At 58.9% G+C, this 13,593-nt stretch carries 12 protein-coding genes; 6 read left to right on the top strand and 6 right to left on the bottom strand.

Going from position 1 to position 13,593, the window contains the following annotated elements; all coding sequences use genetic code 11:
• Positions 1-6: 6 nt before the first annotated feature.
• From apaG to lptD, 5 genes are read right to left on the bottom strand one after another with little or no spacing between them, the layout of a single operon-like run.
• Positions 7-369 (bottom strand): Co2+/Mg2+ efflux protein ApaG, encoded by a 363-nt coding sequence (gene apaG, locus ACTG2T_RS05300; protein ID WP_139399085.1) that lies wholly within the window; start codon positions 367-369, stop codon positions 7-9.
• 4 nt (positions 370-373) lie between these two features.
• On the bottom strand, positions 374-1,186 hold the full coding sequence (gene rsmA, locus ACTG2T_RS05295; RefSeq protein ID WP_005339016.1) for a 16S rRNA (adenine(1518)-N(6)/adenine(1519)-N(6))-dimethyltransferase RsmA: 813 nt from the start codon (positions 1,184-1,186) through the stop codon (positions 374-376).
• Positions 1,176-2,171 carry a 4-hydroxythreonine-4-phosphate dehydrogenase PdxA gene (gene pdxA, locus ACTG2T_RS05290; RefSeq protein ID WP_330125493.1) on the bottom strand — a complete coding sequence of 332 codons (996 nt, stop codon included), beginning with the start codon at positions 2,169-2,171 and terminating at the stop codon, positions 1,176-1,178. Before pdxA ends, rsmA begins: the two co-directional genes overlap by 11 nt.
• Positions 2,171-3,469, bottom strand: coding sequence for a peptidylprolyl isomerase SurA (surA, locus tag ACTG2T_RS05285; RefSeq protein WP_005349338.1), 1,299 nt, complete (start codon positions 3,467-3,469; stop codon positions 2,171-2,173). Before surA ends, pdxA begins: the two co-directional genes overlap by 1 nt.
• Positions 3,470-3,495: 26 nt before the next feature.
• Positions 3,496-5,982 carry an LPS assembly protein LptD gene (lptD, locus tag ACTG2T_RS05280; protein WP_330125492.1) on the bottom strand — a complete coding sequence of 829 codons (2,487 nt, stop codon included), beginning with the start codon at positions 5,980-5,982 and terminating at the stop codon, positions 3,496-3,498.
• Between the two features lie 174 nt (positions 5,983-6,156).
• Here lptD and ACTG2T_RS05275 point away from each other — a divergent pair, with 174 nt between their 5' ends.
• Genes ACTG2T_RS05275 through djlA form a run of 3 tightly spaced genes read left to right on the top strand, consistent with a single transcriptional unit; the run spans position 6,157 to position 8,685 of the window.
• Positions 6,157-7,167 (top strand): aminoglycoside phosphotransferase family protein, encoded by a 1,011-nt coding sequence (locus ACTG2T_RS05275; protein ID WP_330125491.1) that lies wholly within the window; start codon positions 6,157-6,159, stop codon positions 7,165-7,167.
• Positions 7,164-7,832: an N-acetylmuramate alpha-1-phosphate uridylyltransferase MurU gene (murU, locus tag ACTG2T_RS05270; RefSeq protein ID WP_330125490.1), complete on the top strand. Its 669-nt coding sequence runs from the start codon at positions 7,164-7,166 to the stop codon at positions 7,830-7,832. Before ACTG2T_RS05275 ends, murU begins: the two co-directional genes overlap by 4 nt.
• Before the next feature lie 19 nt (positions 7,833-7,851).
• The gene (gene djlA, locus ACTG2T_RS05265; protein WP_021231926.1) at positions 7,852-8,685 is read left to right on the top strand and encodes a co-chaperone DjlA; all 834 of its coding nucleotides are present in this window, start codon (positions 7,852-7,854) and stop codon (positions 8,683-8,685) included.
• An 81-nt stretch (positions 8,686-8,766) separates the two neighbouring features.
• On the opposite strand, the gene ACTG2T_RS05260 is transcribed toward djlA, so the two are convergent.
• Entirely contained in the window at positions 8,767-10,218 is a 1,452-nt protein-coding gene (locus ACTG2T_RS05260) for an aminoacyl-histidine dipeptidase (protein ID WP_330125489.1), read from the bottom strand.
• 946 nt (positions 10,219-11,164) lie between these two features.
• Here ACTG2T_RS05260 and gpt point away from each other — a divergent pair.
• From gpt to crl, 3 genes are all read left to right on the top strand, one after another.
• Positions 11,165-11,632 carry a xanthine phosphoribosyltransferase gene (gene gpt / locus ACTG2T_RS05255; protein WP_005339007.1) on the top strand — a complete coding sequence of 156 codons (468 nt, stop codon included), beginning with the start codon at positions 11,165-11,167 and terminating at the stop codon, positions 11,630-11,632.
• A 172-nt stretch (positions 11,633-11,804) separates the two neighbouring features.
• Entirely contained in the window at positions 11,805-13,073 is a 1,269-nt protein-coding gene (frsA, locus tag ACTG2T_RS05250; protein ID WP_005349360.1) for an esterase FrsA, read from the top strand.
• A gap of 62 nt (positions 13,074-13,135) precedes the next feature.
• Positions 13,136-13,528 carry a sigma factor-binding protein Crl gene (gene crl / locus ACTG2T_RS05245; RefSeq protein WP_005339003.1) on the top strand — a complete coding sequence of 131 codons (393 nt, stop codon included), beginning with the start codon at positions 13,136-13,138 and terminating at the stop codon, positions 13,526-13,528.
• The last annotated feature ends 65 nt before the right edge of the window (positions 13,529-13,593 follow it).

Below are 13,593 nucleotides of genomic sequence, written 5' to 3'. Positions count from 1 at the left end.
GAAACCTCAGTTGATAATATTGGGGATAGCCAGCGTGAAGGGGGCGATGGGCGCCTCAAACTGCTGACCAGAGCCATCTTGCAGGGTATAGCTCCCTTCCATCACCCCAAGCGGGGTCGCCAGCGGCACGCCGCTCTGGTAGCGGTAGGTCTCACCTTCGGCAATGACGGGTTGTTCCCCGACCACGCCCGGGCCTGCCACTTCCAGCATCTTGCCATTGGCATCGGTGATGAGCCAGCGCCGATGCAGCAGTTGCACCGGACCGGGCCCCAGATTCTCAATCTCGATCAGATAGTGAAACTGGTAAGGGTCTTTGGAGCCCGCCACATACACGGGGTATGGGCGGATCTCGATGTGCGGGGGTGCCACGGCATCAGGCCTGTTGCTGATCCGCCAGCCAGTTGGCGATCATGACAAACTGCTCGAGGGAGAGATTCTCCGGGCGCAGGTTGCCATCGATACCAAGCTCGGTCAGCTGGGCGTCGGTGATGAAGTTGGAGAAGCTGTTGCGGATGGTCTTGCGACGCTGGCCAAAGCCTTCGGTACAGACCCGATTCAGACAACGAATATCTTTTGCGACTATGGTCGGATTCTTGTGCGGGATCAGGCGAACTACGGCAGAGTCCACCTTTGGCGCCGGTTTGAAGGCTCCCGGGCCCACTTCCAGCACAGGCACTACCTGACAGTAGTACTGGGTCATCACGCTCAGCCGACCATAAGCCTTGCTGCCCGGGCCAGCGGCCAGGCGCAACACCACTTCTTTTTGCAGCATGAAGTGCATGTCCTCTACCCGATCAGCGAACTCGCACAGGTGGAAGATGAGCGGGGTGGAGATGTTGTAGGGCAGGTTGCCGAAGATGCGCAGCGGCCCCTTGCCTTCACCCATCAGGGTGCCGAAGTCGAAACGCATGGCATCCGCTTCGATGACGGTCAGCTTGTCTTTGAGGGTCGGGTGCTCGCGCAGGCGAGCTGCCAGGTCCCGGTCAAGCTCGACCACGGTCATTTTGTCCATCTGGGCGGCAACCGGCTCGGTCAGCGCGGCCAGACCCGGACCGATCTCCACCAGATTCTGACCCGGCTGCGGGTTGATGGCGGCGACGATCTGATCGATCACATACCGGTCGTGCAAGAAGTTTTGACCGAAACGCTTACGGGCCGTGTGGCCCATGTGCACCTTACTGCTCATATCTTTTTTTCTCTACCATCTTGATGGCGTGGTTAATCGCGGTGACAAGGCTGCCCGAATCCGCCAGGCCCTTGCCTGCCAGATCCAGCGCGGTGCCGTGATCCACCGAAGTGCGGATGAAGGGAAGCCCCAGGGTGATATTGACCGAACTGCCGAAGCCCTTGTACTTGAGCACGGGCAGCCCCTGGTCGTGGTACATGGCGAGTACCGCATCCGCATCCTTGAGGTATTTCTCCTGGAACAGAGTGTCGGCCGGCAATGGGCCGACCAGATCGATCCCTTCCTGGCGCAGGGTGGCCAGAGCGGGTTCGATCACGTCAATCTCTTCACGTCCGAGATGGCCACCTTCCCCCGCATGGGGGTTGAGGCCGCAGACGTAAATACGGGGTTTGGCGATGCCAAACTTGGTGGCGAGATCCTCATTGAGGATCCGGATCACCTTGCCGAGGCGATCCTCGGTGATGGCCATCGCCACATAGGCCAGCGGAATATGGGTGGTCGCCAATGCGACCCGCAGCCCCTCGGTTGCCAGCATCATCACTACATCTGCGGTGTTGGATTGCTGGGCAAAGAACTCGGTGTGGCCGCTGAACGAGACCCCGGCCTGGTTGATGATCCCCTTGTGCACCGGCCCGGTCACCACGGCGGCAAATTCGCCGCTCATGTTGCCATCACAGGCGCGCTGCAGGGTTGCCAGCACATAGGCGCCATTGCCTTCGTTCAGCTCGCCCGGCACCACGGGGGCGCCGAGGGTGACCGGACAGACGGTCAGGGTGCCCGCCCGCTGCGGATGAGCAGGGGCGGCGGCATCGTAGGGCTCAAGCTCGATGGGCAGTCCCAGCAGGGCCGCCCGCTCGCGCAGCAATACCTGATCGGCAATCACTACCAACTGGTGGGGCCAATCCTGCTGGGCAATCTGCAGCACCAGATCCGGGCCGATCCCGGCCGGTTCGCCCGGGGTAACGGCAAGGCGACGGCAGCTCATCAGCTACCGGCTCCTTCGATCTGGATGTAGGCCTCGTCACGCAGCTCATCCAGCCACGCCTGGGACTCTTCCACGAAGCGACGGTTGTAGATCAGCTGGTAGGCGCGCTGCTCCTGAGCCTTGTCGGTCGCATCCTGGCTGCGGCGATCTTCCACCTGCACGATGTGCCAGCCGTGGCTGGTACGGAACGGGGCACTGATCTGGCCCGGTTGCAGACGGTTGACCATGTCGCGGAACTCGGGGACATAGACGTTGGGATCAGACCAGCCCAGTTCGCCACCCTGCACCGCAGAGCCCGGATCTTCGGAGTACTTCTCTGCCATGCTGGCGAAGCTGGCCTTGCCGCTCTTGATGTCGTGCAGAATGCCATCCAGCATCCCCTTGGCTTTCTCTTCGCTCAGGATGATGGAGGGCTTGATCAGGATGTGACGTGCTTTCACCTCGGTCTGCATCACTTGCTGCTGACCCTTGGTGTCGAACACCTTGACGATGTGCAGGCCGGCGCCGGAGCGCAGCGGGCCGACGATGTCGCCCTTCTTGGCACCCTGTACCGCTTCCGCCATCAGGGTCGGCATCTCTTGCGGGCTCATCCAGCCCCAGTCGCCCCCTTCCAGCGCCTTGGGACCGTTACTCTCGGCAATGGCCAGTTTGCGGAAGTCGGCACCTTGCTTGAGGGCGGCCAGAATGCGCTCGATCTTGCTCTTTGCTGCATCCAGCTGGGCGGCAGTGGGGTTGTCCGGCAGGGCAATCTGGATATGGCCGACGTGGTATTCGTTCTGCTGTTGACCCTGTTTCTTCAGGATCTCCACCACCTGCTTCACCTCTTGCTCGGAGATGTTGATACGGCGGCGCACCTGGTTGCGGCGCACCTCGTTCATCAGGATCTCGCGGCGAACCTCTTCCCGATACTGGGCATAGGTCATCCCTTCACGGGCGAGCTGGGCCCGCAGCTGATCCAGGGTCATCTTGTTGTCGGCAGCGATGCCCTGAATAGCCTGTTCCAGCTGGGTGTCGCTGATCTTCAGCCCCTGGCGCTCCGCCAGTTGCAGCTGCAGGCTCTCCTGGATCAGCCGATCCAGCGCCTGTTTGCGCAGGGTGGCATCGTCAGGCAGGGACTGGCCGCTCTCCTGAGCGGAGAGTTTTACCTTGTTGACCAGTGCGTCCTGTTGGCTGGACAGCACCACGTCCTTGTTGACCACGGCCAGCACCTTGTCCATCAGCTCGGGCGCAGCCAGTGCGGCCTGGCTCATGGCACCGAACATTCCCGCGGTCAGCAGGGCAATCAGGGTCTTTTTCATATCCATCTCTCAAGGCTGGACCAGCATCATTGCTGGCCTTTCAGATTAAACGGGCGAACATAGGGCAACAGCTCGGTATCCAGTGTGACGCTGCGGCCACCGGTACCAACGCTGCCAAGTCCCTTCATTTCAAACTGCAGACCAATGACTTTTTCCGAAGTGGGCTTCAGGGTGACGTTGTCCGGCTGATTGTGCCACTCCAGGCTCATGTTGATGCTCCAGCAGCAGGAGTCGTATTTGACACCGATCTTGCGGTCAATGTTCACATCCTGCTTGATGTCACGGTAGTAACCGCCATACATCTGCCACTGATCGGCGATCGGCGCCATCATCACCAGACCCGCCTGGCTCAGATCTTCTGCCAGTGCCGTGTTGGTCGGATAGCGATAGTCTAGGTTGCCATCCTTGATGTAGCGGTAGTTGGCCTGAGTGGTCAGCTTGCCGGTCCGGTACTCGACCGCACCATTGCCAGCTGTAAATTCACCCTCTGAGGTATCGTATTGGGTCCCCGCGTGGGCAAACCACTCATCGGTGATCCGTGCATCCCCCTCAAACGAGAGCAGGGAGCGGGCGTTGGTGCTTTCCGGATTTGAAGGGTAGAGGCGCACCTTGGGTGGCGTCATTTCGAAGGCCTGGGCTACTGCCAGACGCAACCGTTCATCACCCACATTGTCATAGACCCGGCTGGTCAGGCCAACGGTGACCCGGTTGGCATCGCTGATGCGGTCAAGACCGGCAAAGCGGCGATCACTGAACAGGCTGTAGTAATCCTGACGGGTGGTAGTGGTGTCGTAGATCCCGATCTCGTCCTGGTTTTTATAAGGGATATAGAGGTACTGGAACTCGGGTTCCAGGGTCTGTGTCCCCTTGCCATCATACCAGTCGAGCGGCCGATCAAAGTTGATCCCTCCCTTGAGGCGGAAGGACGGCAGAGTGCGGGTAATGGTGCCGTCTTTGAGAACTACATTTTCTTGACGACCATTTTCACCCTGTTTTCTTATCGGATCGAAGTTATTGATATCGGCTTGAGTAAGTTGTTTTGGAACATCTTGGTTGTAAGAGGTAAACATCAGTTTGTACTGACTGGTCAGGTAGTAACCCGGTGCATCCACCAGGGGCACAGTCAGGGTCGGTGCCAGATGCAGGCGAGTAGCTGTATAGCGCTCACCGGCTTGCTGGATGGTGGCACTGCCGCTGTTATAGCCAAACTTGGTCAGTTCGCTGTTCCAGGCCAGATCGAACCACTTGCCCTGCTGGAAGTAGTTGTAGTCGATACGCGGCAACATCTCGTGGGGCAGCTGCGCATACGGACTCAGGATCTGGTAGCGGCGCACCTCGGAGGTGAGGTTCCAGTTGTGCTGGTAGTAGCCGGCGGTGAAGGATTGCTGCAACTGGCTGTCGACCTGAGTGCCCACTTGCGGGCTGAAGTCGTTGAAATAGTTGTAGTCCTTGTCGCGCACCTGGGTGTAGTCGATGCCCAAACGCAGGCTGCCATCCATCAGGGCGGAGCCGTGACGGACGTTCATCAGGTAACGATGCCCATCGGAGAGGTACGGAGTCCCTGTCGAAGGGTTGGTAAAGCTCGGGTTGCCAGCATCATACTGCTTGTCATCCCTGAGGCTTTCAAAATAGAGGGTGCCGGTGTGGGCGGGGTCCGGCATGTAGCGGAACTCCACCTGTTCCATCAGGCCGCGTTTATCCATAAAACGGGAGGTGATGGTGGCATCATAGTTGGGGGCAATGTTCCAGTAGAAGGGCTGGGTGATATCCATGCCGTTGCTGGAGCTTTGCTTGTAACCCGGGTAGAGCAGACCGGTCTTCCGCTCATCCTTGATGGGGAAGTTGATATAGGGGAAGTAGAACACCGGGTAGTCATAGAGCCAGAGGCTGGCGTTCCAGGCTTCGCCGAACACCTCTTTCTGGTCGATGTCGATGCTGCCCGCCTTGAGGGTCCACACTTCCTGACCGGGGGGACAGGTGGTGTACTGGGCCCCCTCCATGGTGATGTTCTGGTTGTTGTTGGTCATCACCACGCGCTTGGCAAAGCCGCGCACCGGTGAGCCATGCACCTGATACTTGCCCTCTTCCAGTTCGGAGTTCTTGGTATCCAGGTTGGATTTGAGAGTCTTGTCGCTGGTGACGGTCACCTGACCGTCGTTGTAATAGATGTTGCCGATGGCGATGACATCCCGGCTCTTCTGGTCGAGTTGGGCATAGTCGGAGTCAAACTTGCGAACACCCTGACGAACCTTGACGTCACCTTCATAGACGGCGGTGCCGCCCTGTTTGGCCTCGAGACGGTCGGCATCAACCTCGACCGGCTGCGCGTTGGCATCCTGATCCGATGCAGGCTTCTCTATCTTGGGAACATAGTCATAGCAGAGACTATCGAGAATGCCGGTGGCTGGCGGCGCTTCGAACGGGGCCGCCTGCACCATCATAGGGGTGAGTGCGGGGGCCAGGCTGATAGTCAGGGCGATGGGATAGCGGTACCCCAGTGTCCATTTTGTCATGTGAAAGACTCGTGCAATCCGTGATAGATACGGTTGATCCAAGGCATGCATTTTACGACAGGTTTCATCGAGTTGACATTGCATGTCATTGCTTTATGTTAGCCGGCAATGATAAAGCATTATTGCGGCCAGGGCTAACAGCCAAGTGCTGCTTTCCACCTTGGTCCTCTACTTATGCACGATCGCGATTCCCTGCTATTGCAGTGGGCACGCCGTATTTCCGGTGATGCCAATCTTCAGTTGACCCTCATTTCCGGTGATGCCAGCTTCCGCCGCTACTCTCGTGGTGGTGGTTTGGTGTGGGTGGATGCCAATCCGAAAACCGAAAAAAATCATGAGTTTGTTCGTAACGCGGCCGCCTTGCAGGCGCGTCAGCTGTTGGCGCCAGAGGTGAAGGCGGTGGACTACGAACAGGGTCTGCTGGCGGTCAGTGACCTGGGCGATACCCAGCTGATCAGCTGCCTGAACGAGCACAATGTGCTGGCCTGGTATGGCAAGGCGATTGATTTGCTGCCCCGCCTGGGGGCGGTTGAACTGGCGCTTGAACCCTTCGATGCGGCTTTTATGGAGCGGGAAAACAGCATTTTCCCCGAGTGGCTGCTGGGCCATCATCTGCAACTGCGCCTGAGCCATGAAGAGCAGCAACTGCTGGACGAGACCTTCGCCTGCCTCACCGCCTGCAATCTGGCTCAGCCGCAAGGGGTCATGCACCGTGACTTCCACAGTCGCAACCTGATGGTGTGCGGCGGAGGCACTCCTGATAGCAGCGAACTCGCCATCATCGATTTTCAGGATATGGTCATCGGGCCGCTCACTTATGATCTGGTTTCCCTGCTGAAAGATTGTTACGTGCGCTGGCCTGACGAGGTGATCGATGAAGGTATGCGCCACGGCTTTGCCACCCTGCAACAGGCGGGTCTGCTTGGCGAGCTCGATTATGCCAGTTTCCGTCGTGATGCCGACCTGACCGGCATGCAGCGCCACCTCAAAGCGGCCGGAATCTTTACCCGTCTCTATCATCGCGACGGCAAGTCCGGCTATCTCAAGGATATTCCCCGTACCCTCGGCTATGTGGTGGATGTCTGTCGCACTCACGGTAGCGCCTATCCGGTATTGGCCCGTTTTGGTCAGTGGCTGGAGCAGGTGGTGTTGCCGGGGATCGCCAATGCTGGAGTTAAATCATGAAGGCGATGATCCTGGCCGCTGGCCGTGGCGAGCGGATGCGCCCGCTGACTGACCTGCTGCCCAAGCCGCTGCTGGCGGTGGGGGGCAAGCCGCTCATCGTTCATCACATCGAAAAACTCAAAGCCGCTGGCGTGACCGAGCTGGTGATCAACCACGCCTGGCTTGGCCACAAGCTGGTCGAGAGCCTTGGTGATGGCAGTGCGCTTGGCGTGACCATCCACTGGTCAGCCGAGGAGAGCGCACTGGAGACCGCGGGCGGCATTGTGCAGGCGCTGCCGCTGCTGGGCTCTGAACCCTTTTTGGTGATCAACGGCGACACCTGGCTCGACCTCGATTATCACACCTTGGTGACTCAGCCCTTGGGTACGGATCTGGCCCACCTTTGGCTGGTGCCCAATCCGCCCCAGCACCCGAACGGGGACTTTGCCCTGCAAGAAGGGCGAGTCGTGGATACGCCAGCGTTTACCTTCAGCGGGGTCGGACTATATGATCCGGCGGCCTTTGCCGGTCTCGCGGGCGGTGCCCGCAAACTGGCGCCCCTGCTCCGTGACTGGATGGCGCAAGGGCGGGTGGGCGGCAGCCTGCTCGCTGGCGAGTGGCGCGATATCGGCACGGTCGACCGTCTGCGCGAGCTGGATGACCAGCTCCAGGCCCGCACTCATTAACTTCAAGAGGTCTTGAACCATGCGTATTTGGGGTAAGGTGCTGGGCGCCTTCTTCGGTTTTCTGCTCGGCAATATCATCGGCGCCCTGATTGGCCTCTGGATCGGCCACCGTTTCGACCGTGGCATGGGGCTGCAGGGGGCGTTTCGTCGCGGTCCGAGTCAGGAGCAGCAAGCCGTCTTCTTCCATGCCACTTTCTCGGTGATGGGTCACATCGCCAAGTCAAGCGGTCAGGTGACCGAACAGGAGATCCGGGTTGCTTCCAACCTGATGGATCGTATGCGGCTGGCGGGCGAACAGCGTGCCCGGGCGCAGGAGTCGTTTCGTCTCGGTAAGGAGGCTGACTTCCCGCTGCGCGAAACCCTGGCCGAGTTCCGCCGTGCCAGTCTGGGGCAGCGCGATATTCTGCGCTTCTTCCTCGAAGTGCAGTTGCAGGCGGCCTTTGCAGATGGTCGGGTAGAGGAGGGCGAGCGCGCCATTCTGCACACCATTGCCGACGAGCTGGGTTTCAGCCGCATCGAGCTGGCTCGCATTCTGGCAATGGCCGAAGCGCAGATGAACTTCTTCAATCAGGCCCATGGCCAGTATCAGGGGGGCCATTCCGGTGGCCAGCAGTATCGGCAGGCGGCACCCTCTGCGGAGCGCCTCAAGAATGCCTACCAGCTGCTGGGGGTGAGCGAGAGCGACAGCGATCAGGATATCAAGCGCGCCTACCGCAAGGAGATGAGCAAACATCACCCGGACAAGCTGGCCGCCAAGGGGTTGCCGCCGGAGATGATGGAGATGGCCAAGGAGAAGACCCAGGAGATCCAGCAAGCCTGGGAGTGGATCCGCGAGGCCCGCGGCATCCGTTAAGCGCCAAAATCTGGCTGTAACAGACAATAAAAAGCCCCGCAGCAGTGCGGGGCTTTGTTTTGCCGTGTGGCGCAGGCCGGGTTATTTGGCCGGAATCGCTTCCAGCACGTGCACCAGCAGTTGCCAGAAACGTTCGACCGCCGGGATATGTACCTTCTCGTCAGGGGAGTGGGCACCGCGGATGGTCGGGCCGAAGGAGACCATGTCCCACTCCGGATAGGCGCTCTTGAACAGACCGCACTCGAGGCCGGCGTGGATCACCATGACGTTGGGCATGGTGCCAAACAGGGTCTGGTAGCTGTTGCGTACCAGCGCCATGACGGGGGAGTCCACGTTCGGCGCCCAACCCGGATAGGCCCCGGTGAATTCGCAGCTGGCGCCTGCCAAGGTGAACAGGGAGCGGGTCATCTGCTCGATGCTCTCGCGGCCGGAGTCAATCAGGGAGCGGATCAGGCACTGGACGTACACTTCGCCATCCTGAGTCTTGATGACCCCCAGGTTGGTAGAGGTTTCGGTCACGCCGGGCATGGCATCGCTCATGCGCATCACGCCGTTCGGGCAGGCCATCAGGGCATCCAGCAGGCGCTGCTGCAGGGAGACGCTCATCAACTTGGCCGGTTTGGCGGCGTTGTTGACCAGCACGGTCAGGTTCGGCTCGGTGGCGGCCAGTTCGGTCTGGTAGATCCCGGTGTAGCGGTCAACCAGCGCCTTGAACTCGTTTACGCTGGCAGCGGGCACCAGCAGGGTGGCACGGGCTTCGCGCGGGATGGCGTTGCGCAGAGTGCCGCCGTGGATCTCGGCCAGACGAACACCCAGCGGCTCGGCTGCTTTGAGCAGACGCACCAGCAGCTTGTTGGCGTTGCCACGACCGCGATGGATATCGCAACCGGAGTGACCGCCACGCAGCCCTTTCACGGCCAGCTCGAACGCTTCGCCTTCGCTGGCGTCAACCAGCTCGAGCGGGAAGCGGATATTGGCATCCACACCGCCAGCGCAGCCCATATAGACTTCGCCATCCTCTTCGGAGTCGGTGTTGAGCAGAATTTCGCCCTCCAACCAGCCGGCTTCCAGACCGAATGCGCCGGTCATGCCGGTCTCTTCGTCGGTGGTCAGCAGCACTTCCAGCGGACCGTGTTTGATGGTCTTGTCAGCCAGCACTGCCAGGCAACCGGCCATGCCTATGCCGTTGTCGGCACCCAGCGTGGTGCCACGGGCCGTGACCCACTCGCCATCGACATAGGCATCGATGGGATCGGTCGCGAAGTCGTGTTTGGTGTCGGCGTTGGCCTGCGGCACCATGTCGATGTGAGCTTGCAGTACCACGGCTTTGCGGTTTTCCATCCCCGGGGTGGCCGGTTTCTTGATGATGATGTTGCCGACCTTGTCCTGCTTGACCGTCAGACCTTCCCCTTGAGCCCATTGGATGATCCAGGCGCTCAGTTTGGCTTCATGTTTGGAAGGGTGTGGGATGGAGCAGATCTGTTCGAAGAAATGCCAAATCAGTTTGGGAGAGAGAGAGCTAAGCTGTGCCACGTCGGGACTCCTTACCAGCACGGAATTAACAGGGCCCCATCAGCGGGCCGGGGAAGAGGATAACGATAATACAGTCAATCACACAAAAATGTGAGCAATCAGCGCAAATCGCAGGCAGCGTGTGCTGGCTGATGGCAACCAGGCAGTACGATCGTCAGGTTCGGACGACGCTGACCGATAGAAAAGAAAATGTGTGACCGATCTCACAAAAATATTGAATTTAACGCACCGACTGGTAAATTAGCTCCCGTGGTTCGCCACCCGTCAGGATGACGATGAAAGCCTCCAGGGAACCGAAGCAAAGCAAGTGCGCCTCCATGGAACCGAGTGTTCGTTCAAGGATTTGAGCCCGCATTAAAGGTACGTAACTTGTTAAGCAATCAGGAGTTTCAATATGCCAGGCAGCAACTCAACCTATTGGTTTGCCCCCTCTTTGTATACCCAGGGTTTCAGCTACCCTAACCCCTTCGTCACTCGTCGCTAAGACGAGCTGCCCAACCAGGCGAGGCGAGAAAGCAGCAGGTGCGTGAGGTAAATCCTCCCCCTGCTATTTTTTTATCTGCGATTTGCCGCACAGCCCATTAGGACTCGGCAGCAGGGACGGAAGGTTAGTCGTTTGGCGCTCGAGATGTGCCGAATGGAGAGGGTGATGCCGATTTTTCCTGTTTTTGGCATACGTTTGCCAGGCATTTTCTCTGCAAACGGTGCTATCATATCGGCCCAACAGCCTGTTCGCGGTTTGGACACATCATCTAACCGATCGCCGGATAAGCCCATCTTGCTTCCATTGTTATCAGATTTGCTGCCGAGGCTTAGCCCTGAGGCAGCCGAAGTGCAATCTGAATTCAGTCGGGCAAGGGCCGCCATTTACTGGCATCCGCAGGGATAATTGCGGGTGTTGTTATTTTAAGTGATTGTTTTTAAATAACTATTCGAGATAGATAACATGCCGAAAAAGTTCTATGTGTCGTGGGACAACCTGCAACGTGAAGCTCGCCGTCTGGCCCGTCGTCAGCTGCCTGTCAGCCAGTGGAAAGGTATCATCGCGGTCAGCCGTGGTGGCCTGGTGCCCGCAGCCCTGATGGCCCGTGAACTTGGCATTCGTAATGTGGAAACCCTCTGCATCTCCAGCTATGACCATGACAGCCAGCGCGAGCTGGTGGTCGTGAAGGCTGCCACCACCGCTGGTGACGGCGAAGGCTGGCTGGTGGTGGAAGATCTGGTCGACACCGGCACTACCGCCAAGGCGATCCGCGAGCTCTACCCGAAAGCCAAGTTCATCGCGATCTTCGCCAAGCCGATGGGCGAAGCGCTGTTGGACGATTTCGAAGTGGCGATCCCGCAGGATACCTGGATCGAACAGCCGTGGGATATGGCACTGGAGTTCGCCACACCGATCTGCGATGAAAAGTAACGGGATCGGGATGTGACGCTCGCTGCGTCCATTGGTCGCAACCGGCAATAATGGTTTCACAGGGCTCCAATTTGGAGCCCTGTTTTTTTGTGTATCAATCTGTTGCAGGGTGGCTGATGGGCAGTAAAAGTGGTTAAGATGAGCTATTGCCTGATATGAATGGGATACTATCTTGGACTTGAACGAAGACCTAAACCTGACCGAACAGCTCTTTACCCGCGTCAAGAAGGTATTGGAAACATCCGAGATCTCCAACTCCAGTGCGGCTGATCTGGCGCAAGCCGAGTCAGACGAGATGTTTATCGACGGCTCCATGTCAAAGAGCTGGTATCGCTTGCTGCGTCGCCCCTCCTGGACCTGGCAGGGTGCTGATCCCATCGAAGTGGAGCAGACCCTGGCCCGTATCGCCATGGCGACCGGCGAGCGTACCCATGACTGCTATCTCGATACCATCAAGGGCTATGTGCCCGGCAACTGGATCTACGAGTGGAGCCAGGTGGCTGGCAACTATTTCAAGCAGGGCCGCGAACTGCGCGAGAAGGGTGATCCTTCTGGCGCCTTGAAACAGCTGCTCAAGGCGGTGCGCTACTACTCCATCGCCAGCTATCCCCATCTCAAGGATGACGAGCTGGCGGATCAGGCCCAGCTGCTTGGCAACATGGCCTATCGCGAGGCGGGTCGCCTGTTCAAGGTGCCGCTCAAAGAGATCCAGGTGCCTTTTCGCGGCAAGCATATTCAGGGTTATCTCCACCTGCCGACGACCGAAAAACCGGTGCCGCTGGTGATCATCAGCGGCGGGATCGACTCCCTGCAGCTCGATTTCCTCAACTTCTATCTCAAACGGCTCGAGCCCAACGGCATCGGCATGCTCTCCCTCGATATGCCCGGGGTCGGCTATGCCGAGCATTGGCCGCTGGTGCAGGATACCAGCCGCCTCCATCAGGCGGTGCTCCATTACCTCTCCGAAGTGGCCTGGGTCGATCATCAGCGTATCGCCATGGTGGGGATGCGTCTGGCGGGCAATATCGCGGCCAGACTGGCCTTTATCGAACCGTTCAAGCTGCGCACCGTGGTCTGTGTCGGCGCCGGGGTCAATCAGGTGTTTACCAATCAGGAGCTGTTTGCCAAGTGCCCGCGCATGATGCGGGATAGTCTGGCCAACCGGTTGGGGGCGGATGCGGCGCAGTGGGACGGCATGCGCACCAAGTGCCAGGTTTTTTCACTTAAAACGCAAGGATTACTGGGGACTCGCACCTCAGTGCCGATATTGAGTATTGGACACAAGCGAGATTTTATTTGTCCCGAGCAGGATGTACGGGCATTGGCGGCGGCCAGTCGTAACGGCAAGGCCATCGTATTCGACAAACAGCCTTTGCTGGAGGTGTATGACAAGGCGCTGGACGAAATCGTCGAGTGGCTGAAACAGCATTTGTGTACCTGACATTGCGCTAAAGAACTGACGCCATCCCGAGGTGGCGCGGCTTGTTTAACAGGGAGGTTAACATGTCTGAAAGAGTGACCTACAAGCGACTGCTGAGGCAGTTTGCTGCCATTGGCCCCTATTTGCGCGAAGATCTCTGCGAAGAGGGGCGTTATCGTTTCGACTGCCTGTCGGTCTGTGTCAGTGCCAAGCCGGCGCCGGACAAGCGGGAGTTCTGGGGCTGGTGGCTGGTACTGGAGCAGGACGATCACCACTTCCGTTACCACTATCAGCTCGGTTTCTACAATGCTGATGGTGAGTGGCTGGACAAGCCGATCCCCAAGAAGCACCAGGTAGAAGTGGAACGGACCCTCAACCGTTTCTACAAGCTCATCAGCGACAAACTGACGGCACTGGAGTGCCAGTTAGCGCCAGCGGATCAGGTCACCAATGAGTTGACCGTGACCGCGGCTTGATCCCTGATGCCCGGCGAGCAGCATCCCGCTGTTTGCCGGGCCATCAGTCAGCCATCTTCCCTTCC

The organism is Aeromonas sp. 75A (assembly GCF_051919425.1).
Taxonomy (GTDB): Bacteria; Pseudomonadota; Gammaproteobacteria; order Enterobacterales; family Aeromonadaceae; genus Aeromonas; species Aeromonas veronii.
This window is presented reverse-complemented; position numbering and strand designations above follow the sequence as displayed.